Origin of the sequence: Bosea vestrisii, from assembly GCF_030144325.1 — a bacterium.
In the GTDB taxonomy this organism is placed as follows: Bacteria; Pseudomonadota; Alphaproteobacteria; order Rhizobiales; family Beijerinckiaceae; genus Allobosea; species Allobosea vestrisii_A.
The window spans coordinates 513290-538676 of sequence record NZ_CP126307.1; the positions used below are offsets into that span (position 1 = coordinate 513290).

The following is a 25387-nucleotide window of genomic DNA, read 5'->3' on the forward strand; positions in this document are numbered from 1 at the left end:
AACGTCCTGAGGTCGACATATTGCCGCCCCATGCGTCGGCTGCGGCCGCCACAAGGGCGACCGTCCCGAGCCTCTGCTACAAATCATCTGCCCTTAGAAGCTGACCCTAAGCTGGGCCGATCCGCCGATGCGGCTGCTATTGGCGGAGAGCTCGCTGTCGAGGCTGAGGCCGAGCGTGACGCGCTCGCTGAGCCTGGCCATGGCGCCGACGCCGACGAGGGCGCTGTTGCGGTCGGCTTGGGCGCCAGTCGCGGTGAAGCTCGCGCCGGGCAGTCCGATCAGGTTCGCGGTCAGGTCGGCATCACGCCGAAAATAGTGCGCCCAGGCCACCCGGACATAGCCGGTGACGGCAACACCGCCGAGCACGGTATCGGCATCAAGCTGCAGGCCGAGCTCGCTGCGGGCGGTGACATCGCCGCGCTTGGCCAGCGCGAGCGCCCCGGCATTGGCTCCTGCCCAGTTCGCCTCGATCAGGGCTGGGCTGCGCGCCCGCGTCGCCTGGATCGCTGCTAGCGGCGAGAGCGAGAGCCCGTTCCAATTCAGCAGCGCGGCGCTTGCCTGCAGCCGCCCGCTCCACGCTGTCGTCGCATAGGAGGATGACAGGCTCGAGCCCAGCACCGGAATGCTGCGGCGGATGTCGTTCTCGAGTCTGGCGTAGCTCAGCGCTGCGCCGAGCCTGACCGGGCCGAGCTGCGTCACGCCGTAGAGGCCTGCCTGGAATACCTCCGCATCGACCTTGCCGATCACGCCCGGCAGCGAAGCCCGCGCCTTGCCGCCCGAAAGCGCGACACCCGCGACCGTCCCCGGCTGCAGCCGGACATCGATGCCCGTCGCCAGATGCGCGTCGTCGATCGTGCGCCTGGCCGAGCCGATATAGGCACTACCGTCGGTGCGGCCATGGGAGCCATAGGCCGAGCCCCAGACCGAATAGAACGGCAGGTCGAGACGCGAGGGGCCAGCAGGTCGATCCGCGCCCTTGCGCGCGAGACCGGAGAACGCCGCCGCGCCTGGCCCAGCCGCCCCGGCATCGCCGAGCCGACCCATGGCCGTCGGATCGAGCATCACCCGCAAGAACTGGTCGGACGCGGCATTCGCCATTGCAGGTGCAGCGGTGTGCACCTCGCCCGACAGGCTGTTCACCGCAGCCGGAATCGATGCCGCCGGCAGATTGTAGATCCCGAACAGTGAGGACGGATCGGCACCATCCGCCACCGCTCGGTCGATGGCCCTGCCAATGGCGTAGGCATTCTTCGGCCCCGTCACCCCGATAAAGCCTGGGCCGGGAGACATCACCGGTGGATCGACAGGCGTCAGCGGCTTCGGCGTCAGCGTCAGCTGCACGTCATTGCTCGTGTAGCTCACTGTCGTGGTGACGCCATCGCCAAAGCTGCCTGTCGTATCGACCGGGCTGAAGGTGCCGGTCCGGCCCCCGGTCGCCGAGAGCAGCGTGTAGGGCGAGGAGAAGGTATAGGCGCCGCCGAGCGGCACGATCCGCAACGTTCCCGCCAGCGAAGCCGTGCCGGAGACATCGACCCGGTCGGCATTCGCACCCTGCACCTCGGCGAGATAGGTCGAGCCCGCGTTGAGGGTCAGGTCTCCCCGCACAGTCAGCGTGCCCGGCGAGTTGCCGGGCGACAGCGTGCCGCCATTGATCACCGTCGTTGGAACCACGCCCGCACCACCGAGCGTCGCGCCGGCCGCAACCGTCACACTGGAGGACGCCGCAATCGAGCCGTTCACGATCAGCGAGCCGGCATTGACCAGCGTCGCGCCCTCGTATGTGTTCACTCCGTTCAGGGTGAAGCTGCCAGTGCCGACCTTGGTCAGGGAGCCATCACCGAAAATGCTGCCAATGGTGCCGCTGAAGATGGTGCTCGTGTTGTTCGCACCCGTTGTCAGCACTACTCCCGGGCTGAGGATCACGTTCGTATCTGCCCCACCAGCAAGCGAGCCGATCCGCTGGTCGAATAGCGTCTCAAACTGCGAACCGGCCCCCGTCAGGCTGACCGCCCCCGTGGATGACAGGGCGTTGGGCTCGAAAACGACGAACCGAGCGCCGTTGGAGATGTTGATCGCGGTCGAGTTGAGGATGGACCCGCCCTGGCCAATTCTCAGTGTCCCACCCGCGACACTGGTTGGGCCGGAATAGGTGTTGGTCCCAAAGATATTGAGACCGGCCGATCCCGTCTTGGTCAGACCGCCCGAGCCGGAAATATCGCCCCTGAAGACAAAAAAGGCGCTGTTGTCGATGGTCAATATCGCCGCGCCCAGTTTGATCGCCGTGCCGGGGGCGTTTCCTTCCAATCTCTTGACGGTTTGATCGTAGCCGTTGAGGTCCCAGGTGCTGCTGCCCTGAAGGATGATACCGGCAGAAGAGGTCAGGGCATTGGCCGTACCCATCCGCAGCGTACCTGCCGAGATCGTCGTATCTCCGGTGTAGCTTTGCACCCCGGCCAGGGTGAGGGTGCCGGTGTTCGTCTTCGTGAAACTGCCATCGCCCGAGATGGTCCCGGAATAGGTGCCGTCGCTTCCCTGGTTGAAAACGACGGCGCGCGTTCCAGGGCCCGTCGCAAAAGTCAGGTTGCCGGCCATGCTGGCCGTGCTGCCGCTGAGCGTCCCTTCCCGGACCGTCCAGTTCTGGCTGCCGGCTCCCGCCAGCGCCCAGGTCGACGTGCCCGTCTTTTCGAAAGCCGTGAAGCCGGTATGGCTACTCGTCAAGTTCGAAAGGTCGACAGAGCCATTCGTGGCTCCGCCGAGCGCCAGAACATTGTTGGTGCCGCCGGGCGCAACCACGACATTGCCGTTAGTTACTGACCCGGCCCACATCTCGAAACGATTGTCGCTACCGAAGAGCTCGACCGCATTGGCGCGCACGCCGTCGCCGGAAAGCCCACCCGAGATCGATCCGGAATTGATGATCGAGATGCCGCCGCTCGCCGCGCCGACGATGCCGACGCCGCCGGGGCCAAAATTGCTGCCGGCAACGACCGTGCCGCCAGTACCGCCTGAAATCGTCCCGGCATTGCTCAGGCTCGCGGTCTGGCCGTCCCGGAACACCACGCCAGCCCCACCGGCGCCTGCAGCATAAACCGGGTTGGCCGAGATCTGGTTGCCGCCAGCGCCGCCCGAGATGACGCCGGTCGCCGTGTTGGCAACGGTGCCGCCCCAGGCTTCCAGGCCCGCACCGCCCGATCTTCGAGCGGGCACCGTATGGCCCGCATTTGCGTCGCCGCTGCGGCCGCCGGTGATGGTGGCCCGGTTGTCGATGGCGCCCTGATTGCTCAGAACGCCCGCGCCGCCGTGGCCGGCGTATTGGCCCGATCCACCCGCCCCGCCTGTGATGGTGCCGGCCTGATGGGACAAGGTGCCGCCATTATACAGGAGCAGCCCGGCGCCGCCGTCCCCGGATTCCCCGCCACCACCGCCCTGTCCGCCGGTAATGGCGCTGGTGCCACCCGCTCCGGTCGCGACAGTGATCGTGCCGCCATCGAGCAGCACCAGCCCCGCGCCACCGCCACCGCCACCGCGGCTCCCGCCACCGCCAGAGCCGCCCGTCACGTTGAACCCGCTCGTGTCGAGCATGGCGCCGGCGCCGGCCAGGACAAGGCCGCCAGCGCCGCCGCCGTTACCACCTCTATCAGCCAGGCCACCCGTGCCAGCCAAGCCAGCCGCTCCAGCTCCGCCGCCATGGTCTGCGCCAAATTGGAAGGGACCAGTCGTACCGAGGACAGTACCGCTGCCTCCGGCTCCGCCCGCTCCGCCATCGCCGGGACTTGCGGAGTCAAAACTGCCGATACCACCACCGCCGCCACCACCGGCAGCAAGATCATTGGGCGTCCCGGGGGCCCGCCTGCGCCGCCGCCCCCCAGCGCCATTATCTCCGGTTCCGCCCGGCGAGGCGGAGCCGCCGGGAGCCTGCGCCGCCGAGCCGCCAGCCCCTGTCAATCCAAATGCCCCGCCGCCGGCCCCGCCCCCGCCACCTGCGATGCCGCCAGCTCCATCGGTCGCGCCAATGCCACCACTATTGCCACCACCAGTGCCGCCACCCTGAGTGATCTGCTGCGCAGCAGCCGGGTGGGGCAACAGCAACAGCCCCGCGCCGAGCGACAATCCGAGCGAAAGGCAGGTCCAGGAGGTCGTCATGCGCAGGTTTTTCCGCCGCCGCGAAACAGCGCCCGGATGCGCCTGAACTCCCGCACCATCCGCATCACCGCAACCACCAGAAAAGGCAGGGGCGATAGATCCTGACAGGGCAGGCATCGATCTCATCGGTGCCGTAGCGTATGAAAGCGCAAGCGGGCGCATCAGCGACTGGCGTCCGCAGACCGTCATAGAAATCCCCCTCCTGTGCCGCGAGCGGGCCGACGACCCTTTCAGCACCGCTCCGATCCCGCGCTCCTTTCCGGAGCGCCGCGTCCTGCGTTGCAGCTGGGTCGGCTCAAATGCGTCCGCCCGCACCTGAAACCGCAGCAACGTCATCATTCCGTCAGGCGAACAGCGAGGCGGATTGGGATCAGGATAAATCCCCCGTTCCCGACAACGCCATCAATCAATTCTGCTGAATTCTGACCAATTCTTGCAGGACTTTCGCGGAGCAGCGAAGATATAGACCGCTATGCTTCTCGTGCGGCTTTTACGCGGATTAACCACGGCCGCCGCCTACCGGAATGGGCAATATCGCTCCGTTACCCACCTGGCGCAGGGGCTCCGGAATTGCCGCGCGCCGCCTTTTTTCTCAGCGCGCCCAAAGCAGTATTTCGGATGCATATTTTAATCGTGGGCGACTTCTCTACCAATGAGAGCCAATCAATTCTGACAAATTCTTACGATTCCGGATCGCTCTTGCACGACTCCTCAACTCCTGCGAAGTGTAAGCTTACAGATATTGCTCATGAAGCCGCATAAGGATGCTTGATCTCAAAACCGTTCTGGTTGTGGCGCTGGCGACGGCCAGCTTGCAGGCCGTCGCCTGGGTCTTCGTGTGGCGGGCCTGGCGCCATTTCTACGAGCTTAAATTCCTGGCAGCAGGTTTTGGAGCCATTGCCGTCGGCCTCCTCCTGATGCTCGTTCGTGGCGCGGAGCCGGCCGCTTTAGCCATCGTCTTGCACAACACGGTCATCAAGCTTGGACTCGTGCTGCTCGCTGAAGGGCTCGCGCGCTTCCTGGGGCAGCCGCGCTACACATGGATCGGCGTCTCGCTCCTCGTCTTCCAGATCGTCGTCTGGAGCGCGGCCGTGGTGATCGACCCCGACAACCTCGCGATCCGCATTCACAGCTCGACCGTCTTCACCGTGATCATGATGTCGGTGATGTGCTTGGGCCTCGCGCGAGACAGGACGCAGCCTCCGCTCCTGCGCTGGATCACCATTGGTCTCCTCGCTGAGTACATGGCGGCCAGTTTCCTGCAGAGCGTCATCGAGTATCGCCTGCCGGCCGAGTTCGACAGTGGCCCGATTCTGGCGGACCGCAATGCCTGGTATCTGTTGCAGGGCACCCTCTTCCTGATCGCGCTTTTCGCCTGCCTGCTCTTCATGGTCAGCGCGAGGCTCTCCACCGACCTGCGCAAAAACCACGATGCTCTGCTGCGGGAAGTGGAGGAACGGCGAAGGCTCGAGAGCCGGCTCAGCGCCAGCCTGGAGGCCGAGCGTGCCTTGCGCGACGAGCAGGCGGACTTCATGCGCGTCGTCAGCCATGAGTTCCGCACGCCGCTCGCGATCATTCGCAACGCCGCCGACATGATCGGCCTTGTCGGCGACAGATCGCCCGACGCGACCCGAGAGCGCCTCTCCGGCATCGGCGAGGCGCTCAACCGCCTCTTTTCCCTGATCGACAGGTTCATGGCGGATGATCGAGAGAATGGCTTTCAGCCGGAGCCGCTTCAGCTCGGCTCCCTGATAGGAGACGTGCGGCTGCATTTCGAGATGACTGCACGCGGCGAGCGCCTGCAGTTCATCATGGAAGACGAAACAGTCTCTTTCGACGCCGACCCGGACATGCTCGCGACAGTCATCATCAACCTGATCGACAACGCCTTGAAATATTCGCCGGACGACCTGCCGATCCGCATAGCGACCTGGGCGGAGCACGGATTCGTCGTGATCCAGGTCCAGGATCGCGGCATCGGCATTCCCGGTGCCGAGCTCAGCAAGATCGGACGTCGCTTCTTCCGAGCATCCAATGCCAAGGCCAGTACCGGTACCGGTCTTGGGCTCTACTCGGCGCGCAAGCTCCTAGCCTACCACGGAGGGACGCTGCAGCTGCTTCCCAACGATGAAGGGGGAACGACAGCCATCGTGCGCCTGCCTTCGTCGGGCGAGGTATCCAGCGCTGAGTTGCCTGAGGAGACGACGGCGTGACGCAGATTCTGATCGTCGAGGACGAAACGAGGTTGCGCAAGGATCTGGCCGATTTTCTCGGCCTATGCGGATTCACGGCCAGTGGGGTCGCAACAGCGCATGAGCTGCGTCAGGCACTCGCGGATGGCCATTCACCAGACGTGATCATTCTCGATGTCGGCTTGCCGGACGGCAATGGCTTTGAGCTCGCAAGCCAGATTCGTGAAACCCACCGCTGCGGCATCATCATGCTGACGGCGCTCGGCGACAGTGACGACCGCATCCGGGGCTTCGAGAGCGGCGCTGACATTTACCTCGTCAAGCACAGCACACTGCGCGAGATCGAAGCGGCAATTCGCAGCCTGCTGCGACGGAGCGGAAACCTGCCCAGCTCTGCAAACGGCGGTGATCAGTGGGTGCTGGATGGCACGAATTGGATGCTGGTCGCGCCCAATCACCGTTCGCTCAAGCTAACGGCGACTGAATTCGCCTTCATGAGCGTGTTGTGCAGCAATGGTGGCGACATCTGTCAGCGCGAGGATCTGATGGAGACGCTCGCCCGCCCCAGATCAAATTTCGGCAACCGTCATCTCGACGCCATCGTCAGCCGCTTGCGCCGCAAGATCGAGGAACGCACCAGCCTGCCAGCGCCAATCAAGGTCGTCTATGGCGTCGGATACACCTTCACAGGCGCTGCGGCGATGCAATGAGCATCCGTTGAACGATTGCTTTGGCTTTCCGCGCAGCGCGCTGTTCGCTTCGGCAGACCCCCCACAGCTGGACCGCGCCAGAAACCGACACTCGGAAGCGGACGCACGGACCGGCGAGCGTCCCGATGCCGGTCCACGTCCTCTACGCTTCGACGCGTTACCTGGATCCGAAAGTTCGCGGCTTCGTGGATTGGTGCCGGGATGCCTTCACGGCCGGCGCCGACAACTCGGATTGAGAGAGGCGACAGGGCGCCACTAGCACACGTCGCAGTTCACCGACCGGGTTCACGGTGCGGCAGCCGCCCGCCAGAATTCGCAGGCGCCTGTGACCCATGCGCCTCCGAGCCTTCAGCCATGGCCGCCACCGCGACGGCACAGCCGCCCTCCGTGAAACGCGCAGAGCCACTTGCCAGCGCGCTCCTACCGAACAGACCTTTTCGTCTCAGCGACGGTTGCTTGAAACCCGGCCCTGATGCCCACTGGAGAGGAACTGCATGAAAGCCGGCGGGATCTCAATGAAGCTGAGAGCTTCCTGGCGGATATCGAAGTCCGCGATAGCCTCGGTTAGCATCTCGAATTCCCGCTCACCGTCAGAGCCCCTCAAGGATGAGATTAGCTGTGCAGCTCGCAGTACAGCAGCCTTCCGCTGTTCATAAGACGAGATCATCACGGCGTCGGCGTTGGGCATGACACCACCTCATCGCTACGCAACTCACACCCACTACGTTAGCGATCCAATCGTTGGAATACGAGTCGCTCATACGAGATTGCTCGGCATCTAGCCGCAGACGCCTAAAATGGGGTTAGCTGACGGCCCGCGTTCGGAGACGTGGGCCGTCGTAGCGCGCCAGGAGCAGACACTGAGCCGCCACTGGAACCGGACATTCGTTTTTCCTTATCGGAGCTGCAGATGTTCAAATGGACTTGATTGGCGAGTGAGCAGACGGGCCACGGCGTTCATGCGCCGTGGCCCGTCGGAGGCTATCGTGCCGCTTCTTCGATCAGCCCCGCGACGAGCTGAGGCTGGGAGACCATTACGACATGCGATGCGCCGTTCACCACGACCGTGCGCTTGGACCGCGCGCGCTCGGCCATGTATGCGAGCGCCTTGGCCGGGATGTTTTTGTCCCCCTCGCCATAGACGAAGTAGGACGGCTGGCTTGATCAATGTAGAGGTCGACGCCGCCGCCGGTGAGCTTGACCGGAGGCGCGAGCGCCTCGCCGAGCGTCCCGCCCGGGTACTTGCCGGCGAGATCAGCCGCCGCCTCGCCGGCATCCGGCGCGAACGCCGCCACATAGACCAGCGACTTGACGTTGTCGTGGCCCTTCGCCGCGTTCGAAATGACCTGGCCGCACGCCGCGGTCCTTGATGACCGGAAACGCCTCCTTGCCGTGATGCTCGAAGGTAGGCGCCATGTCCTCATGGCTTTCGGGCAAGGCCAACCAGGTCTGGATGCCAAATAGGCTGTTCGGCCCGCTTCGGCTGGCTGCGGAGGTACGCTCCGAGTGGGACACGCCACGCCCGGCGACCATCCAGTTCAACGCGCCGGGGCGGATGATCTGGTCGGCCCCGGTACTGTCCCGATGATGAAAATCGCCGCGGAAGAGATAGGTCACGGTGCCGAGACCGATGTGCGGGTGCGGCCGGACGTCGATGCCCTGGCCGGTCAGCAGCTCGGCCGGCCCGGCCTGATCGAAGAAGATGAACGGCCCGACCATTTGCCGCTTCGGCGCCGGCAAGGCGCAGGATGGCGAATACGCCCACATCGGCGGGGCTGCGGCTCTCCGGCCAGGTCGAGCTGGCATCGGTCGATGCGCCGCCGAACTGGAACCGCGTCGATGTCCTGACCGCCCATGCGCGCACGACCTATGCGGCGCTGGCCGGGATGCAGCAGCTGACCGTCGACAAATGGATGGGACATCGGCCGTCGACGCCGGACGGGCTTCCTGTGATCGGCCGGTCCTCGCTGTCGCCGGATGTCTTCTACGCATTCGGGCATGGCCATGTCGGCTTCGCCGCGGGCCCGGCGACAGGGCGCATCGTCGCCGAGCATGTCGCCGGCCTGGCAGACGCCTCCGACATCGAAGCCTATTCGCCGCGGCGCTTCAGGCTCGGCCGGCTTCTGTCATGAGTGCCGGGAGCGAGCCATTCCCAAGCCGAAAGCCGCACCCTGCGCGCCCGGTCTCCGGACGTGGTGCGCCGCTGCTGGATTCGTCGATCCCCAAGCCTTGTAGGAGATGAAGAATGCGTGGCGCAGATATCCTGGTCGAGATGCTGATCGGCTACGGCGTGGAGGTCGTCTTCGGCGTGCCGGGCGATACGAACGTGCCGTTCTATGAAGCGCTGCAACTATGCGGATTTCCCTTCATGTCGAAGATGAGTGCAAGGAGTTTCCGGCCTATCCAACGCTCCTTTCCCCGGAAAAGCTCGACACGCTGATCTCGCTGCTCACCGGCAGCAAGCGCCCGCTGATCGTCTCGGGCGGCGGGGTTAATCGCTCCTGCGCAGGTCCGCAGGTAACGGAGCTGGCGGAGCGCCTGAACATCCCGGTCTGCACGACGATGACCGGGCAAGGCACCATGCCTGACGACCATCGCCTGGCGGTCGGCGTCGTTGGCGACAACGGCTTTCACCCGCACGCCAACTGGGCGCTGGAACATGCCGATTTCGTGCTCTTCGTCGGCTCTCGAATGGGCTCTGTGGTGACGATTGGCTGGACTTTCCCGAAGATCACGCTGAACAAGCGCGTCGCCCAGATCGATATCGACCCGGAGATCATGGCGAACAACTACGAGAACGTGGTGTCGGTCCAGGGAGATGCCGGCCTGGTCCTCCAGCGCCTGATCGACATGGTTGCTGCCGACAGAGATGCCGGACGAACGCGGGAATGGGTCGACGAGCTCAACGATCTGCGCGCGAATTTCTGGGCGAATGCCGAGGTTCTGTTGAATTCGGAAGCAACGCCTCTGCGACCGGAGCGAGCCGTACGCTGCTTCAACGAGGCTCTGGAGCTCTATGGCAGGCCTGCCCATATCTATTCGGACGCCGGTACGCCGACGCCCCATATGACGCGCTTTCTCACGCTCAAGGATCGCAGGACGCGCCTTGCGATTCCGCGTGCCTTCGGCGGCCTCGGTTCGGCGCTGCCCGCCACGGCCGGGGCGTGGTTCGCGGACAAGGAGCGCCGGCCCATCGGCATGTTCGGCGATGGTTCATTCGGGATGTCGCTCGGCGAACTGGAGACGCTCGTCCGCCTGCAGGTGCTGGCCATCCTCCTGCTGTTCGACAACGGCACGTTCGGATGGATCAAAGGCCTGCATCGGCTGAAGGGCCATAATCAATGTTTCGGCGTTGATTTCACGCCTCCCCGCGGCCAGGCGATCGCTGAGGCTTTCGATGTGAGAGCCTGGACAGCCACGAACTCCGAGGAGCTCGACGCGGCACTGGCCAAGGCGTTCGCGCATGCCGATGGCCCTTGCCTGATCGATATCCATGTCGAGTCGATCGCCGACCGCGTGCCGCCGGTCTATTCATGGCTGACAAAGCGCGGCAAAGACCCGCTCAGCATTGAGGCCGACGAAGTGCGTTACTTTTGACCTGCAGCAAAGGCGCTGGGAGGTCGGAGCGCGGGGAGCCGCCTTCGCCGAGGAGATATTCCGTCACGTCGACCACGTCGCCAACGATGGCACGGACATTGAACAGCACTCTAGTCCGGTCCTTGAGTTGCGTCAGAGTGACACAAATGAGTTCTCCATCGGGATACACGCCCGAAGAACGAGCCAGAGAGCTCATCGACGGGCTTACGACGACGCTGCATTCGTCACCGACTCCGATTGTTCTTGCCAATCGAGACAAGGCCCTAGCTCAGACCATTTTGGCCATCTCAGCTGCTGAGCGCGACGCTATCGCAGCGGTGGCGAAAATGTTCGATCGGCTTGCGAGTTCGAGCGTCAAGACGATTTCGACGAAGAAGGCGGCCGAGCTGATACATGAAATGCTCGACGAGCCCGAAATCCCTGGCTGACGTGAAGCACCCGCTTGCGCTCTGCGGCATTGTCCCGGCCGATCTCCTCCCAGTGGCCCATCAGAAATCCTCCAGCCCGCTCCTACCCTGACCCGCCGGATCTCGCCTGGCATGGTCGAGCGCACCGTTGAGCTGCATATCGGTCAGCCTCAGCGCATCATCGAGCGCGACGTAGATCGTCGTTCCAAGAGGGATTCCGCCGCACCACGCCCGATGTGATTCGGCATCGAAGTCTGATCCCGCCTCAAATGGCGTCTAAACCATTCAATCTAAAAGATTATCTGCATTTGCAGAAGGGCCGCAGTCGGCGCCGATCGTGACGCCTCTGCGAGAGCCAATATGCCATTCAAGTCAGTGGGTTAAAGGCAGAACTTGCGGGATCAATCCTCGGAGCTTACTCACACTCACAACACGGTAAGCCCGAGCCACCCATTTCAATCCGCCTCATCGAGCAAATAGCCCGGCAGGCGCGAGACGACGCCGCCGATGGGTCGCAGGTGCTGCTCCAGAACCGCGCGCGCCCGGGCTTCATCCCGGGCCTGAAGGGCATCGAGCAGAGCGTAGTGCTCGCTGCGAATGCGCTCGATCCCGTTCGGTTCGATGCGCAGCGCGGTCATGGCGACACGCTGCTGGCGCGAGCCGAGCGACTGGTAGAGCTCGGACAGCACCTCGTTGCCCAGCGCCGTGACCATGGCGAAATGAAAGGCCTGGTTGAATTCGACCCGGGCGAAATGATCGCTGAAAGGAGTATCCTCCAACTGTTCCAGGATCGCCGTCATTTGCGGCGGCACCGGAATCCTTTGCTGGCAGATGCGTGCGACCGCATAGCCCTCGATCATGCGTCGCGTTTCATAAAGATCGACCAGTTCCTGCGCCGTGACCTGGCGCACGAGCGCCCCGCGACGCGGCAACAGGTCGATGAAGCGCTCCGCCTCCAGCCGGTGGAAAGCCTCGCGCACCGGCGTTCGCGAGATACCCAGAACCGAGGAGATCTGCTCCTCCTCGATGAAGGAGCCGCCGGCGAAGTTGCCACGCAGGATCTGCTCGCGGACATGGGCGTAGACGCGCTCGCGCGCAGGCTTCGCGGCGGACGGCCCCGACTCCCGCAGCTTCATTTCATCAGCGATTTGCATATCGCAACCGCCTTCCATCACGATCCAAGGCGTCGACACTCGAACATCCGCCACGTATACATGACGCATCATGATTTGGCACCATCGACAAAATGGACCCTACAGAGGCCTGCGCCGTGATCGGTCGGCGCCGGCGGCCGCGCCCCGCATCGGCGAGCGTGCGATTTCATGATGGCGCTGTTCTTGCTCCGCGCGGCAAAGCCCCAATCCGGCGCTCTCGCAGCCCGCCACTGAGGACCAAGCCATGACGCTCTCCCGCCGCACGCTTGTTGGAGCCGGTCTCGCAGCCCCGCTGCTGACCTCCCCCCCTCCTGACCGGGCCAGTGGCGGCGCAGCGCGCCGACGGCATCCTGCGCTTCGGCCTCTCTGCCTTCCCGCCCAATCTCCAACCCTGGGTCTCGACGGGCGCCTCGGCCGGGACAGTGAAACTGCTGACGCATCGCAGCCTCATCTCCTATGACAACAAGGGGCAGTTGCGCGGGGAACTGGCGGAATCCTGGGCAATCGACGCTGACGGTGCCTGGGTCTTCAAGCTGCGCCAGGGCGCCGTCTTCCACAATGGCGAGCCGGTGACAGCCGACGATGTCAAATGGTCGATCGAGCAGATCGCCGGCGAGAAATCGACCGCCTATATGCGTACGCAGTTCCAGGAGATCGAGCGCGTCGAGATCCCGAACCCGCAAACGATCCGCTTGGTCACCAAGACGCCGCAGGCGACGCTGCCGAGCTGGTTCGGCAACTACAACACCTTCGTGATCTGGCGGAAATCGACGCCGAACGAACCGATCGGCGCTGGGCCCTTCCGGCTCGTCGGGCAGGAGCGCGGCACGTCGCTCGATCTCGCCGCGTTCGGCAAGTTCTACAAGCCCGGCTTCCCCAAGCTGAAGGGCATCAAGTTCATCGTCTACGCCGACGAGAATCTGCGCAACGCGGCCCTGATGGCCGGCGATGTCGACATGATCGAATACGTCCCCTGGCAATCCATGGCCACTGTGGAGGCCGAGCCGCGGCTCAAGCTCGATTCCGTCGAGGGACCGTTCATGGACATCCTCTTCAACGGCACCAAGCCGCCCTTCAACGATCCGCGCGTGCGCAGGGCCGTGGCCCATGCGATCAACCGCGAGGACATCGTCAAGGCCGCCTTCTTCGGCCGTGGCAAGCCGCTGGAAGGGTTGCCGATCGTCGAAGGCACGCCTTGGTGGGACAAGGACCTCGCACGCGGCTGGGCCTATGACCCCGCCCGTGCCAAGGCGCTCCTCGCAGAGGCCGGCTTCGCCAACGGCTTCCAGACGACGCTGCTTTCGACCGCGCAGTTCGGCATGCACAAGGATACCGCCGAGGTCGTCCAGCAGCATCTTTCCGCAATCGGCATCCAGTGCGAACTGCAACTGCCCGACTGGTCGACGCGCGTCAGCCGCGGCTCCCGCGGCCAGTACGACATGGCGATCCATGGTGTTTCGGCCGACAACAACGACCCGGACGGGCTCACCGTCGTGCTCGACACCTCGCTCTCGCCGAGCCACGGCCGCTCCTTCAAGGTCGAGGCGCCACGCACCATCGCCGCACTCGCCAAGGGGCGCTCCGAGTTCGACCAGGCCAAACGCGTCGAGATCTACAAGGAGATGCAGCGCGCCGCCCTCGAGGAGGTGCCGCTCGTCGGCCTCGCCTGGCGCTCGCAGGGCTACGGCATGGACAAGGGCGTGAAGGGCTTTACCAACCTGCCCGGCGCGCTGACGACCTCGTCGGGCGGCATGCTCGAGGAGACCTTCTTCGGATGACCGGCGTCTGGCTCGCGCATCGCATCGCGGTCTCGCTGATCCTGGTCTGGGTCGTCGCAACGATCGTCTTCCTCGCCCTGCACATGGTGCCGGGCGATCCGGCTGAACTCCTGCTTTCGACTGGCGGCGTCTCGCCGGATCCGGCCTCCGTCGCCGAGCTTCGCCAGAAGCTCGGGCTCGAACGGCCGCTCCTGATCCAATACGGCGCCTTCCTGGCCGGGCTGCTGCGCGGTGATCTCGGCACCTCGCTGGTCGACGATTATCCCGTCCTCCACGAAATCGCGCTGCGCCTGCCGCGCACGCTCGAACTCATCTTCGCGGGCACGTTGCTGGCGATCATCATCGGCGTTCCCGCCGGCGTCTACGCTGCGATGCATCGCGGCGGCACGTTCGACCGTTGCGCCTCGGGCGTGACCGCGCTTTTGCTGGCGATTCCGGTCTTCGTTGTCGGCACTCTGCTCGTGCTGCTCTTCGCGCAGACGCTGCGGATCATGCCGGCCGGCGGCTTTGCGCCCTTCGCGCAGGATCCCTTCCTCCATCTCAAGCTGCTGACCCTGCCGGCGATAGCGATCGGCAAGGGTCTCGCCGCCGTGCTGTTCCGCATGACCCGCGCCGCCATGCTCGACGCGCTGGCCAACGACTATGTCCGCACGGCCCGCGCCAAGGGCCTCGCGCCTGGCCGCATCCTCGTCGTCCATGTGCTGCGCAACGCGCTCAACCCCGTCATCACCGTGCTCGGCCTGCACATGGGCACGCTGCTCGGCGGCACGGTGCTGGTCGAATATGTCTTCAACTGGCCCGGCCTCTCGACGCCGCTGCTGCGCGCGGTCGAGGCGCGCGACTATCCGATGGTGGTCGGCATCGTGCTGACGATTTCCGTGCTGTTCCTTCTGATCAACCTGATCGTCGAAATGCTCCAGGCGGCTCTCGACCCGAGGATCGGCGCACGATGAACCGGCTCTGGCTTCCAGGTGCCTTCGTCGCGCTGATCCTACTGCTGGCACTCGCCGCTCCGCTGCTCGGCCTGCCCGATCCGGTACGGCAGGACATCGCGCGCCGCCTCGCTGGACCGATGTCGGGCTCCTGGCTCGGTCGCGACGAATTCGGCCGCGACGTGCTCTCTCGCCTGATATGGGGCGCGCGCACCAGCCTCGCCGTCGCCTTCGCCTCGGCGTTGACGGCCGGCATCGTCGGCGTCGTGCTCGGGTTGATCGGCGGCTGGTCGCGCGGCGTCGGCTCATTCCTGTCGGTGCGCAGCATGGACATCATCCTGTGCTTCCCGCCGGTGCTGCTGGCGTTGCTCGTCGTGACGCTGCTGGGACCGGGCGCCGCTACGCTGATCCTGGTGCTCTCGGTGCTCTACCTGCCGGGCTTTGCGCGCGTGACCTATTCCGAGGTTCTCTCGGTGCGCGGGCGCGACTATGTCGAGGCGACGCGGGCGCTCGGCGCTCCGACCTGGTACATCCTGTTGCGCACAGTGCTGCCGAACATTGCTGGCCCGGTGCTGGTGCAATTGTCGCTTGCCGTCGCCGCCGCCGTGGTGCTGGAGAGCGGCCTCTCCTTCCTCGGCCTCGGCGTCGTGCCACCAGCGCCCTCATGGGGCCTGATGATCCGCGGCGCGCGTGCCACCATGGAGCAGGCGCCGCTGCTGCTGGTCTGGCCCTGCGCGGCGCTGACCCTGACCATCCTCGCCATGAACCTGCTCTGCGACGCGCTGCGCGACGCAGTCGATCCACGCACGGCGGGACGCTGACCCCGCTCCCCTCTTCCACCAGCCTGACCAGGAACCAAACCATGGCTGCCAAGACCGATCCGCTTGTTCATATGGGCACGATCTCCGGGGGCGAAGCCCGCGAGATCCTGAAAGGCAATCCGGTCATCCTGCTGCCGATGGGCAGCCATGAGGACCAGGGTCCGCATGCGCCGATGGGCGACTATCTGCTCGCCGAGAAGATCGCCGAGCTCGCCGCCATCCGCGCCACAAAGGCCGGCACGCGCACGCTCGTCGCCCCCGTCCTGCCCTTCGGCGGCGCCGATTGGTTCGGCTCGATGACCGGCGGCATCGCGATCTCGCAGGCGACACTCACCACTGTCATCGCCGAGATGGTCGACTCGCTGCATCGCAACGGCCTGACCCGGATCATCGTCATCAACGGTCATGGCGGCAATGTCGGGCCGATTTCCGAGGTGGCACGCGAGCTTTACCTGCGCGAGCGGATGGTGCTGCCGAGCCTCTACCTCTGGCGCATAGGCTATGGGCTGCTGCCGTCGATCGTCGGCGCGGAGAAGGCCACCGCCGTCTCCGGCCATGGCGCCGACCCGCTGACCTCGATCGGGCTGCATCTCTTCCCAGAACTGATCCGCAAGGACCTGATCCCGGACGGCAAGCCGCTCAAGCGCGATCCGATCCTCGACCTGTCCTTCACGGGGCTTGGGACGGCCTCCTTCGAAGGCGCCGAGGTCGCGATGCCCAACGAATATGACGAGGTCTACAATCTCGGCGTCGCCAAGGGTGATCCGAAGCTCTGCACGGCCGAGACCGGGGCGGCACTGACCGAGAAGCTGACCGAGATCTGCGCCCGCTTCATCGCGCATTTCGCCAGCAAGGTCGAAGCTTGAGCCCCAGTTTGCCCATCACAATCCCGCGGCGCGCCGCCGGTCCCAGCAACCAGCAGCAGGTGTCCCATGCTCACACGTCGTCTCGTCCTTACCGGGGCTTCATGGATCGCGGCATCCAGCCACTGCTGCGCGGCAAGCGCATCGCGGCCGCGGCCGTGACGCTCGCCATTCCCGGCCAGGATTCCACGCTGCTGCACCGCACGCTCGGCCTGCTGTGGCGGGGCGACATTCTCGTCGTCGACCGGCTCGGCGACGACAAGCATGCCTGCTGGGGCGGCGGCATCATCGACGGCCCCTGCACCGACCTGACCGAGATCGAGGGCTCGGACTTCCCGATGTGGTGCCGCGGCATGTCGCCGATCACCACCCGGCTCTACAATCTTGGCCGGACCATCAACCTGCCGATCTCCTGCGGCAATGTTCCCGTCAAAGCTGGCGACGCCATCCTGGCAGACGAATCCGGCGTGCTGGTGCTGCCGCGCGACGAGGCAGAGGCGATCGCCGCCGCCGCCATCGGCCGGCAGGAGCGCGGCGAACGCCGCCAGGAGCTGAAGGCCGGCGAGAAGCTTGGGGACATCTCCGGCGCGATCAAGATGGTGTCCGACGCGCTCAAGCAGAACCACTGAGGGACAAGCCCGTGAACGCGATCGCCCCCGTGCCGCGACTGGCCCCATTCACCTGCGAGAAGAGGCCGGCCGCTGGCTCGCGCGGGATGGTGGTGACCAACCACCCGCTCGCTTCGGCGGCGGGCTCGCAGATGCTGCTCGCGGGCGGCAATGCAGTCGATGCTGCCGTCGCCTCGCTCTTTGCGCTGACTGTCGTGGAGCCCATGATGGTCGGCATCCTCGGCGGCGGGGTCGCGCATATCCGCATGGCGGATGGCCGCCATGTCGTCCTCGACGGGCTCTCGACCGCGCCGCTCAAGGCAACACCCGACATGTATGACTACCTCTCCGACGAGGTCGGCCGGCAGCGCGACGTGCGCGACCGGCTCAACGTCGTCGGGCCGAAGGCGGTCGCGGCTCCCGGCGCGCTCGCCGGCTGGTGCGAGGCCCTGGCGCGCTTCGGCACGCTCTCGCTTGAGGAGGTGCTGCAACCGGCAATCGGACTGGCCGAGCGTGGCTTCGTCACCACGCCCTACCTCTCCAACTGCATCACCGACAATGTCGCCGATCTCGCGCGCGATCCCGGTCTTTCGGCGTTGCTGCTGGCGGGAGACAAAGCGATCGAACCCGGCACGCGGCTCGTTCAGGCCGACTATGCCGCAAGCCTGCGCCTGATCGCCAGCCAGGGTCCGGCTGCGCTCTATGACGGTCCGCTCGGCAAGGCGCTGACGGATTTCATGGCGGCGAATGGAGGCTTGATCGATCAGGCCGACCTTTCCGCCTACAAGGTCGCGACGCGAGAGCCCGTGCGTGGCAGCTATCGCGGCTATGAGATCGTCGGCCCGCCGCCGCCCTCCTCCTCGGGCGTGCACATCGTCCAGATGCTCAACATCCTCGAGGGCTACGATATCGGCTCCCTCGGCTTCGGCTCGGCGGATGCGGTGCATCTGCTGGCGGAAGCGCTCAAGATCGCCTTCGCAGACAGGGCCGTCGCCACCGCCGACCCAGACTTCATCAAGGTCCCGGTCGAGCGGCTCATCGACAAGGCCTATGCGGCCGAGCGGCGCGCTCTGATCGCGATGAACCAGGCCAAAGGCTGGAGCGCCGGGCTCTCCGGTGGCGAATCCGCCGACACGACCCATGTCACGGTCGCCGATGCCCAAGGCAATGTCGTCACCGCGACCCAGACGATCAACGGGCTCTTCGGTGCCTGCACGCAAATCCCTGGCACGGGGATGCTGACCAACAATTACATGTTCAATTTCGACCCGCATCCCGGCCGCGCCTTGTCGATCGCACCCGGCAAGCGCGTCTTCACCTCGATGGCACCGATGATGGTACTGCGCGACGGCAAGCTCGCCTTCGCGCTCGGGCTCCCCGGAGCGCTGCGCATCTTCCCCTCGGCCCTGCAGGCGATCGTCAACCTGATCGACCATGGCATGAGCCTTCAGGAAGCGGTCGAGGCGCCGCGTGTCTGGACCGAGGGCGGCGCGCTCGAACTCGAGGCCGCGATCCCAGACAGCGTCGCAGACGAACTCGCCGCGCGCGGCCACAGGATCCTCCGCATGCCGCGCATCGCCGGCGGCATGAATGCCATCGCCTTCAACCCTGACGGCACGCTGACAGGCGCGGCCTGCTGGCGCGCCGACGGCACCCCCGTCGCGATATCCGGTGGGCTCGCGCGCGAAGGCGTGCGCTTCACCATCTGACCTTTCGCGACCGGATCCCTGACCATGCCCGAAACCATCGTCCTCCTCGACATGACCGCCTCCGAGCGCGCCGAGAAGCTGCGCGCGCTGCTGCCGCCCGGCTTCGTGCTGACCCACGGCACGATGCGCGGCGACGCGCATATGAAGGAGATCATTGCCGAGGCCGACTACGCCATTTCCGGCCAGGTCGGCGTTTCAGCCGATGTGCTGCGCGCAGCCAGGAGGCTGAAGCTGCTGCATAAATGGGGCGTCGGCGTCGACAATATCGACGTCGCGGCGGCGAAGGAGCTTGGCATCAAGGTTGCCCGGACCACCGGCAGCAACGCCGTGCCGGTAGCCGAGTTCGCGCTCGGCCTGACGCTCGCCGCACTACGCTTCATCGGCTATGGCCACGCCGAACTGAAGAAGGGCCATTGGTGCACCGGGCACATGCCGGGCGACACCTACACGCTTTCGGGCAAGACGGTCGGCATCGTCGGCTTCGGCGCGATCGGCAAGAATGTCGCCAAGCTGTTCAAGGGCTTCGGCTGCACCATCCTCTATGCGAAACGCCAGCCGCTCGACGCCGCGCAAGAGGCTGCGCTCGGCGTCAAGCACGCTTCGATGGCGGAGCTTCTGGCGCAGTCCGACGTCGTCTCGCTGCATTGCCCGCTGACGCCGGAGACCACCAATCTGATCGATGCCGCCGCCTTCCGGGCGATGAAGAAGACGGCCGTGCTGGTGAATGTCGCCCGAGGCGGCGTCGTCAACGAGGCCGATCTGGTCGTGGCCCTGCGCGCGAAAGAGATCGCAGGCGCGGCGATGGATGTCTTCTCCGTCGAGCCGCTGCCGGCCGACAGCGAGCTGCTCACGCTCGACAACCTCGTCGTGACGCCGCATCTCGCCGCCATGGCCGCCGACAATTTCGCACCGACCGTGAGGCGGATGTTCGCCAATATCGAGCACGTCTCTCGTGGCGAGCCGGTGCCGCCGCTCGATCTCGTGGTGTGACGGCGCGTCTCAGAAGCTTTCGGCCCAGGGCCTGAGATCGACCTCCTGCGTCCAGGCGCTGCGCGGTTGGCCGAGCACGTCGAGATAGGTCTGGGCGATGGCGTCCGGGTCGAGCGTGTTGTCGGAAGCGTCCGGCCGGGTCGCACTACGCACGCCGCCGTCGATGACGAAGTGCGCGACATGGATGCCCTGCGGCCCGAATTCGCGGGCCGCGCTCTGGGCGAGGCCGCGCAAAGCAAACTTTCCCATGGCGAGGGGCGCCGAGCGGGCAAAGCCCTTGATGCCCGCCGTGGCGCCGGTGAGCAGGATCGCGCCCCGGCCATGCGGCAGCATCCGCCGCGCCGCCTGCTGCACGACGAGGAAAGCGCCGAGCGCATTGACCGCCAGCGACTGTTCAACGGCAGCGCGATCGAGATCGAGCAGAGGTCCCCGCAGAGCGCGGCTCGCATTGTAGACCACCACATCCAGCGCGCCGAACGCGGCATCGACCTCATCGAACAGCCGCGAGACGCTGGCAGCATCCGAAGCGTCCGCCGCGAAGGCCCTCGCGCCGGTTTCCGCCGTCAGCGTCGCAAGCTTCTCGGTGTTTCGCGCGGCGAGTGCGACCTGCACACCCGCAGCCGAGAGCTGTCGGGCAAACGAGGCGCTGATGCCGGAGCCGGCCCCGACGATCAGGGCCGTGCGGTAGGGAAGACTCGACATGACGTGCTCCCGCTCAGGTTGGATCCAGCCGCTGCGATCTTCAGGCGCGGCATCGCCGAGCCCCACAGGCGACGCTGATGTGGACTGCGCCACCGTCTTGGCCAACCTCAGGCCGGTCGGCCGGCGACGCAGGGCATCGAGCGGCCGCGCATCGAGATCGTCCTTCGCGAAAACCTGTCGTGAGGACCTGTTTCCCCGTCATGGCCGGGACAACAGGCCCGACCATGACGATCGTCCATCGGTCGGGTCAAATCCGCCCCTCGGCAAGGTCCCGCGCCCGCGCTTCCGGGCTGCGTTCGGAGGCCCGGCCATAGCCGCCGGCGCCGGGCGTGATGATCTCGACGATCTGCCCAGCCTCCAGCGTGCCATCACCCTTGACGAAAGGCTCGACGCCCTCGCTGAAGACGAAGGAGCCGCCCTGCCCTGGCCCGCCGCCGGCAATGCCCCAGGGCTGTGACTTCAGCCGCGAATTATCGATATTGAGCCGGCAAGACGCCTCGGCGCGGTAGACCCGGCGCAGGCCCATGCCTCCCCCGCTGGCGGCCCTGCCCGCCCGAGCCGTCGACGAGTTCATAGCGCAGCAGCGTGAGCGGATACTCGACCTCAAGCGCCTCGACCGGCAGATTCGAGGTGTTGGTCATATGGACATGGACGCCGTCGAGGCCATCCTTGCTGGCGCGCGCACCGGAACCGCCGCCGATCGTCTCGAGGTAGACCCAGAGATCGCCGCTGCCGGGCTGCGCGCCCATGAAGGTCGCCGCTGCTACCGCGCCTGAACAGGCCGCGATGACGCGCTCGGGGACCGCCTGGGCAAGTGCGCCATGGATGAGGTCGACGACACGCTGGCAGGACGCGATGCGTCCGTTCACCGCTGCCGGATGGACGCAGTTGAGCACCGTCCCTTGCGTCGCGGTGACGGTGAGCGGCCGTGCGAGGCCGGCATTGGGCGGGATCGTCGGGTCGGCGACCGTCTTGACGGCGTAATAGACCGTCGAAAGCAGCGCGGTGTAGACCATGTTGAAGCCGGTGCGCATCTGCGGCGGCGAGTCGAAGGCGAGCGTCATCTCCTCGCCGGCGACGGCGATCTCGACCGAGAATTTCAGCGGCTCGTCGATCTCCGGATTGTCGAAGGAATCCTCGAAGCGATAGACGCCGTCGGGAATCGAGGCGATGCCGGCGCGCATCTTGCGCTCGGCATAGTCCTGCAGCGCCTTGCCGGCGGCGAGCACGGTCGAGCGGCCGTATTTGTCGCAGAGTGCGCGAACGCGCTCGACGCCGAGCCGGTTCGCCGCCATCTGGGCGCGCAGATCCGAAAGACGCTCGCGCGGGACCTGGCAGTTGAGCAGGATGAGTTCCTGCACGTCCTTCATCAGCATCCCGCCATCATAGAGCCGGATCGGCGGAATGCGCAGGCCCTCCTGATAGATATGGGCGTGGCCGCGGTCGGCGAAATCGGAATGATGGGCCGTATTGACGGCCCAAGCGACCATGACGCCGTCATGGAAGACGGGCTCGGCCAGCACGATGTCAGGCAGATGCGTGCCGCCGCCCTCATAAGCGTCGTTGCCGATGAAGACGTCGCCGGGCTTCATCTCGGCGATGGGATGGCGTTTCAGGACATGCGGGATGATGCCGATGAAGGAGCCGAGATGCATCGGGATATGCTCGGCCTGGCAGAGCGTATGGCCCTCGATGTCGAAGAGCGCGGTCGAGCAATCGCGGCGCTCCTTGATGTTGGTGGAATAGCTCGCCCTGACGAGCGCCTCGCCCATCTCCTCGGCAATCGAGGCGAAGGAGGAGCCAATGACCTCGACGGTGATCGGATCGACGGCAACGGATGCGGTCGCGTTCATCACGGCGTCTCCAGGATCAGGTTGAGATAGGGCTCGACGCGGGCGGTCATGCCGGGCAGCAGCACCGTGGTCGCGTCCATCTGCTCGATGATCGCCGGCCCTTCGATCAGGTTGCCCGATTGCAGCGCGTCGCGGTCATAGATGGGGCAATCGACAAAGCCTCCCGCCTCGGGGAACCAGACCTCGCGCTGGCCTATGATGGCGGCAGAGGCATCCGGACCGGCATCGGGTTGCGGCCGAAACTCGGCCTTCGGCACGAAACCGATCGCCTCGACGCGGTAGGTGACGAGTTGCACCGCCTCGCCCTCGGCAATGAAGCCGTAGAGCCGCTTGTGCGCCTCGGCGAAGCCTTCAGCGAGAGCAGCGATCGTCTCGGTCGTGATCGCCCCTTCCGGCACGTCGATGGCGAGTTCGTAGTTCTGGCCATGATAGCGCAGATCGGCGGTGCGCCTGACCTTGCGATCGGCGGGGGCAACCTTCTCCTCCGCGAACCAGTGCTCGGCCTGCGCTTCGAGACCTGCGAATATCTCGGCCATGTCGCCGACGAGCCCGTCATCAAGCGTCGCCAGGCGCGTGGTCGCGAAATTGGCGCGCAGGTCGGTAAGCAGCAGTCCGAGCGCACAGCCGATGCCGGGATTGCGCGGCACGATGATACGCTTCATCTCCAGTTCGCGCGCGAGACGGGCGGCATGAAGCGGCCCCGCCCCGCCGAAGGCAACAAGCGCATAATCCCGTGGATCATGGCCGCGCTGGACGCTGATGACGCGAATGGCCTTGGCCATGTTGGCGGTGACGACCGCGATGATGCCCTGCGCCGTCGCCATCAGGTCGAGGCCGAGCCTGTCTGCGATGCGGCCGATCGCCTGCCGTGAGAGCGACTGGTCGATCGGCATGCGTCCGCCGAGCAGATGCGTCGGGTTCAGGGTCTGCAGCACGACATTGGCATCGGTGACGGCCGGTTCGGTACTGCCGCGGCCGTAGCAGACCGGGCCTGGATCGGCGCCGGCGCTGCGCGGTCCGACCTTGAGCAGGCCGCCCGAATCGATCGCCGCGATCGAGCCACCACCGGCACCGACCGTGTGGATGTCGAGCATCGGTGCCTTGATCGGGTAGCCGTGGACATTGGCTTCGCTGGCGAGCTTGGCTTCGCCGTTACGCAGCAGCGCGACATCCGAAGAGGTGCCGCCCATGTCGAAGGTGATCAGGTTCGCGATGCCGGTCATGGCGCCGATCGCCTGCGCCGCAACGACGCCGGTCGAAGGCCCCGACAGCACGGTTCGCACCGGCAGGCGCGCAGCCATGTCGAAGCCGATGACGCCACCATTCGATTGCGTCAGATGCGGCGTCACGGTGACGCCGAGTTCCTTCAGCCGCCCGGCGAGGCGCTGAATATAGCCTTGCATGACGGGGCCGAGATAGGCGTTCACCACCGCCGTCGAGATGCGCTCATATTCGCGGAATTCCGGCGCGACCTCATGCGAGGTACAGATGAAGGCCTCGGGAAACTCCTCGGCGACGATGCGCCGTGCAATGTCCTCATGCTCGGGGCGGACGAAGCCGTAGAGAAAGCCGATCGCGACCGCCTTGACGCCAGCCGCCTTCAGCGCGCGCGCCGCCTGGCGCACGCCATCCTCGTCGAGCGGGGTTTCGACCGAGCCGTCATGGCGGACGCGCTCGGCGACGCCGAAGCGCAGGTCGCGGGTGACGAGCGGCGGGGCCTTGTCGGCCTGAAGGTCGTAGAGATCGGGGCGCTTCTGGCGGCCGATTTCGATCAGATCGCGGAAGCCGTCGGTGGTGATGAGACCGGTCCTGACACCGCGATGCTGGATCAGGGCGTTGGTGCCGACCGTCGTGCCATGGCCGAAATAGACGACCTCGCTCGGCCTGGCGCCAACGCGCTCGGTGCCTTCCTGCGTGCCGAGCGCGATGGCGCGGGACGGGTCATCCGGCGTCGATGGGACTTTCCAGACCGCGACCGCTCCGGTCGCGTCGTCGAAGAGGCAGACATCGGTGAAGGTCCCCCCGAATCGATCCCGATCCGCCACGCCATGATCTCAAATCCTTCCGTTCAACCGAACGCCGTCTTTGCGGCGGCTGACCATGGCACGCCATGGCCAAAGCCGCCCTGATAGGCACAGACCGCCGCCGCATGGGCCGCACCGGCGGCCAGTGCCTCCGGAATGCTTTTCTTCTCCTGCACGGCCAGAAGAAACGCGGCGATGAAGCCGTCGCCGGCGCCCAGCGTATCGACGATTTGAGTCTGGTTGATCCCGCTATGGTGGAATACCCCATCTGCCATCGCCAACGAGCCACGCTCGCCGCGCGTCACCACCACGAGGCCCGGCCCGGCATCGGCACAGCAGCGAGCGAGGTCGCGGCATTCAGCGTCGGAACCGGAGGGGAAGGACAGGAAGGCGATGTCGAGCGAGGGCAGCGTCGCCGCCAGATTGGCGTCCGTCCAGCGCTCGGAGAAATCGTAGGACAACCGACGTACGGCACGACGGAGCGTCGCAAGATTGGCATCGAGTTCGCCGTAGACGCTCGAATGCACCAGATCGAAGGCAGCGACATAGGCAAGATCCTCGGGCCAGAACTGGCCCCATTGCCCACGCACCCCGTGCTGCGAGCGCAGGAAGCGGCGGTCATTGCCATCATGGCCGATGAAGGCGCGGGCATTGTCGCCGGCAAGCATGCGGCAACGGCTGGTATCCACGCCCTCCTGGCGCAGGGCATCGACGATCAGCATCCCGCCCTCGTCCGAGCCGAGACAGCCGAGATAGCCTGTCTCGGCACCGAGCCTGTGGGCCAGGACCGCGACATTGACCGCATTGCCGCCGGGAAATTGCAGGCCGCGATCGACATAGGTGTCGACCGTGTTGTCGCCAAGCCCGAGCAGCCTGAGGGTCATGAGCGCCTCCGCTCCGCGCG

At 65.7% G+C, this 25387-nt stretch carries 21 protein-coding genes and 2 pseudogenes; 13 read left to right on the forward strand and 10 right to left on the reverse strand.

The features are described 5' to 3' along the window. Positions 1-93: 93 nt before the first annotated feature. Positions 94-4143: an autotransporter domain-containing protein gene (locus QO058_RS02410; protein WP_284170146.1), complete on the reverse strand. Its 4050-nt coding sequence runs from the start codon at positions 4141-4143 to the stop codon at positions 94-96. Between the two features lie 812 nt (positions 4144-4955). On the opposite strand from QO058_RS02410, the gene QO058_RS02415 reads away from it, so the two are divergent. Together QO058_RS02415 and QO058_RS02420 are read left to right on the forward strand one after the other, a co-directional pair. Next, positions 4956-6356: a sensor histidine kinase gene (locus QO058_RS02415; protein ID WP_284170147.1), complete on the forward strand. Its 1401-nt coding sequence runs from the start codon at positions 4956-4958 to the stop codon at positions 6354-6356. Beyond that, positions 6353-7045, forward strand: a complete 693-nt coding sequence (locus QO058_RS02420; RefSeq protein ID WP_284170148.1) for a response regulator transcription factor — start codon at positions 6353-6355, stop codon at positions 7043-7045. The genes QO058_RS02415 and QO058_RS02420 overlap by 4 nt, the downstream gene beginning before the upstream one ends. A gap of 442 nt (positions 7046-7487) precedes the next feature. Here QO058_RS02420 and QO058_RS02425 read toward each other — a convergent pair whose 3' ends face one another. From QO058_RS02425 to QO058_RS02435, 3 genes and pseudogenes are all read right to left on the reverse strand, one after another. Next, the gene (locus tag QO058_RS02425) at positions 7488-7733 is read right to left on the reverse strand and encodes a hypothetical protein (RefSeq protein WP_284170149.1); all 246 of its coding nucleotides are present in this window, start codon (positions 7731-7733) and stop codon (positions 7488-7490) included. Between the two features lie 293 nt (positions 7734-8026). Further along, positions 8027-8397 (reverse strand): annotated as a pseudogene (locus QO058_RS02430) (alpha/beta fold hydrolase); the annotation flags it as partial. Between the two features lies 1 nt (position 8398). Then, positions 8399-8788 (reverse strand): annotated as a pseudogene (locus QO058_RS02435) (pirin family protein); the annotation flags it as partial. A gap of 5 nt (positions 8789-8793) precedes the next feature. Here QO058_RS02435 and QO058_RS02440 point away from each other — a divergent pair. The 4 genes from QO058_RS02440 (at position 8794) to QO058_RS02450 (ending at position 11070) form a co-directional block, all read left to right on the forward strand. Next, positions 8794-9177, forward strand: a complete 384-nt coding sequence (locus tag QO058_RS02440) for an NAD(P)/FAD-dependent oxidoreductase (protein WP_347975745.1) — start codon at positions 8794-8796, stop codon at positions 9175-9177. 113 nt (positions 9178-9290) lie between these two features. After that, positions 9291-9485 carry a thiamine pyrophosphate-binding protein gene (locus QO058_RS30985; protein WP_347975747.1) on the forward strand — a complete coding sequence of 65 codons (195 nt, stop codon included), beginning with the start codon at positions 9291-9293 and terminating at the stop codon, positions 9483-9485. Further along, complete coding sequence (locus tag QO058_RS02445; protein ID WP_284170150.1) at positions 9398-10642, forward strand: thiamine pyrophosphate-binding protein; 1245 nt, start codon at positions 9398-9400, stop codon at positions 10640-10642. Before QO058_RS30985 ends, QO058_RS02445 begins: the two co-directional genes overlap by 88 nt. A 146-nt stretch (positions 10643-10788) precedes the next feature. Beyond that, a complete protein-coding gene (locus QO058_RS02450) occupies positions 10789-11070 on the forward strand; it encodes a hypothetical protein (protein WP_284170151.1) in 282 nt (93 codons plus the stop codon). A 434-nt stretch (positions 11071-11504) separates the two neighbouring features. Here QO058_RS02450 and QO058_RS02455 read toward each other — a convergent pair whose 3' ends face one another. Further along, the gene (locus QO058_RS02455) at positions 11505-12275 is read right to left on the reverse strand and encodes a GntR family transcriptional regulator (protein WP_284170152.1); all 771 of its coding nucleotides are present in this window, start codon (positions 12273-12275) and stop codon (positions 11505-11507) included. Positions 12276-12526: 251 nt separating this feature from the next. Here QO058_RS02455 and QO058_RS02460 point away from each other — a divergent pair, with 251 nt between their 5' ends. The 7 genes from QO058_RS02460 (at position 12527) to QO058_RS02490 (ending at position 19904) form a co-directional block, all read left to right on the forward strand. Beyond that, positions 12527-13981 (forward strand): ABC transporter substrate-binding protein, encoded by a 1455-nt coding sequence (locus QO058_RS02460; RefSeq protein WP_284170153.1) that lies wholly within the window; start codon positions 12527-12529, stop codon positions 13979-13981. Then, the gene (locus QO058_RS02465; protein WP_284170154.1) at positions 13978-14934 is read left to right on the forward strand and encodes an ABC transporter permease; all 957 of its coding nucleotides are present in this window, start codon (positions 13978-13980) and stop codon (positions 14932-14934) included. The genes QO058_RS02460 and QO058_RS02465 overlap by 4 nt, the downstream gene beginning before the upstream one ends. Continuing rightward, positions 14931-15734, forward strand: a complete 804-nt coding sequence (locus QO058_RS02470; RefSeq protein ID WP_284170155.1) for an ABC transporter permease — start codon at positions 14931-14933, stop codon at positions 15732-15734. Before QO058_RS02465 ends, QO058_RS02470 begins: the two co-directional genes overlap by 4 nt. A gap of 41 nt (positions 15735-15775) precedes the next feature. After that, complete coding sequence (locus QO058_RS02475) at positions 15776-16600, forward strand: creatininase family protein (protein WP_284170156.1); 825 nt, start codon at positions 15776-15778, stop codon at positions 16598-16600. A gap of 101 nt (positions 16601-16701) precedes the next feature. Further along, positions 16702-17226 carry an RraA family protein gene (locus tag QO058_RS02480; RefSeq protein ID WP_284170157.1) on the forward strand — a complete coding sequence of 175 codons (525 nt, stop codon included), beginning with the start codon at positions 16702-16704 and terminating at the stop codon, positions 17224-17226. An 86-nt stretch (positions 17227-17312) separates the two neighbouring features. Beyond that, positions 17313-18914 carry a gamma-glutamyltransferase gene (ggt, locus tag QO058_RS02485; protein ID WP_284173077.1) on the forward strand — a complete coding sequence of 534 codons (1602 nt, stop codon included), beginning with the start codon at positions 17313-17315 and terminating at the stop codon, positions 18912-18914. Between the two features lie 24 nt (positions 18915-18938). After that, positions 18939-19904, forward strand: a complete 966-nt coding sequence (locus tag QO058_RS02490) for a 2-hydroxyacid dehydrogenase (RefSeq protein WP_284170158.1) — start codon at positions 18939-18941, stop codon at positions 19902-19904. 9 nt (positions 19905-19913) lie between these two features. Here QO058_RS02490 and QO058_RS02495 read toward each other — a convergent pair whose 3' ends face one another. The 5 genes from QO058_RS02495 to QO058_RS02515 all read right to left on the reverse strand — a co-directional run bounded on the left by QO058_RS02495 (position 19914) and on the right by QO058_RS02515 (position 25367). Beyond that, a complete protein-coding gene (locus QO058_RS02495; RefSeq protein WP_284170159.1) occupies positions 19914-20606 on the reverse strand; it encodes an SDR family NAD(P)-dependent oxidoreductase in 693 nt (230 codons plus the stop codon). Between the two features lie 247 nt (positions 20607-20853). After that, the gene (locus QO058_RS02500; protein WP_284170160.1) at positions 20854-21132 is read right to left on the reverse strand and encodes a hydantoinase B/oxoprolinase family protein; all 279 of its coding nucleotides are present in this window, start codon (positions 21130-21132) and stop codon (positions 20854-20856) included. After that, entirely contained in the window at positions 21077-22459 is a 1383-nt protein-coding gene (locus tag QO058_RS02505; RefSeq protein ID WP_284170161.1) for a hydantoinase B/oxoprolinase family protein, read from the reverse strand. Before QO058_RS02505 ends, QO058_RS02500 begins: the two co-directional genes overlap by 56 nt. Next, positions 22459-24504 (reverse strand): hydantoinase/oxoprolinase family protein, encoded by a 2046-nt coding sequence (locus QO058_RS02510; protein WP_284170162.1) that lies wholly within the window; start codon positions 24502-24504, stop codon positions 22459-22461. The genes QO058_RS02505 and QO058_RS02510 overlap by 1 nt, the downstream gene beginning before the upstream one ends. Before the next feature lie 23 nt (positions 24505-24527). After that, a complete protein-coding gene (locus QO058_RS02515) occupies positions 24528-25367 on the reverse strand; it encodes a PfkB family carbohydrate kinase (RefSeq protein WP_284170163.1) in 840 nt (279 codons plus the stop codon). Between the last annotated feature and the right edge of the window lie 20 nt (positions 25368-25387).

Bases quoted from the DNA above. Each gene is read 5' to 3' on its own strand.
- QO058_RS02445 (WP_284170150.1), top strand. From the start codon at position 9,398: ATGCGGATTTCCCTTCATGTCGAAGATGAGTGCAAGGAGTTTCCGGCC.
- QO058_RS02475 (WP_284170156.1), top strand. From the start codon at position 15,776: ATGGCTGCCAAGACCGATCCGCTTGTTCATATGGGCACGATCTCCGGG.
- QO058_RS02490 (WP_284170158.1), top strand. From the start codon at position 18,939: ATGCCCGAAACCATCGTCCTCCTCGACATGACCGCCTCCGAGCGCGCC.
- QO058_RS02470 (WP_284170155.1), top strand. From the start codon at position 14,931: ATGAACCGGCTCTGGCTTCCAGGTGCCTTCGTCGCGCTGATCCTACTG.
- QO058_RS02450 (WP_284170151.1), top strand. From the start codon at position 10,789: ATGAGTTCTCCATCGGGATACACGCCCGAAGAACGAGCCAGAGAGCTC.
- QO058_RS02500 (WP_284170160.1), bottom strand. From the start codon at position 21,132: ATGGGCCTGCGCCGGGTCTACCGCGCCGAGGCGTCTTGCCGGCTCAAT.
- QO058_RS02440 (WP_347975745.1), top strand. From the start codon at position 8,794: ATGGCGAATACGCCCACATCGGCGGGGCTGCGGCTCTCCGGCCAGGTC.
- QO058_RS02425 (WP_284170149.1), bottom strand. From the start codon at position 7,733: ATGCCCAACGCCGACGCCGTGATGATCTCGTCTTATGAACAGCGGAAG.
- QO058_RS02465 (WP_284170154.1), top strand. From the start codon at position 13,978: ATGACCGGCGTCTGGCTCGCGCATCGCATCGCGGTCTCGCTGATCCTG.
- QO058_RS02410 (WP_284170146.1), bottom strand. From the start codon at position 4,143: ATGACGACCTCCTGGACCTGCCTTTCGCTCGGATTGTCGCTCGGCGCG.
- QO058_RS02495 (WP_284170159.1), bottom strand. From the start codon at position 20,606: ATGTCGAGTCTTCCCTACCGCACGGCCCTGATCGTCGGGGCCGGCTCC.
- QO058_RS02515 (WP_284170163.1), bottom strand. From the start codon at position 25,367: ATGACCCTCAGGCTGCTCGGGCTTGGCGACAACACGGTCGACACCTAT.
- QO058_RS02505 (WP_284170161.1), bottom strand. From the start codon at position 22,459: ATGAACGCGACCGCATCCGTTGCCGTCGATCCGATCACCGTCGAGGTC.
- QO058_RS30985 (WP_347975747.1), top strand. From the start codon at position 9,291: ATGCGTGGCGCAGATATCCTGGTCGAGATGCTGATCGGCTACGGCGTG.
- QO058_RS02480 (WP_284170157.1), top strand. From the start codon at position 16,702: ATGGATCGCGGCATCCAGCCACTGCTGCGCGGCAAGCGCATCGCGGCC.
- QO058_RS02455 (WP_284170152.1), bottom strand. From the start codon at position 12,275: ATGATGCGTCATGTATACGTGGCGGATGTTCGAGTGTCGACGCCTTGG.
- ggt (WP_284173077.1), top strand. From the start codon at position 17,313: ATGGTGGTGACCAACCACCCGCTCGCTTCGGCGGCGGGCTCGCAGATG.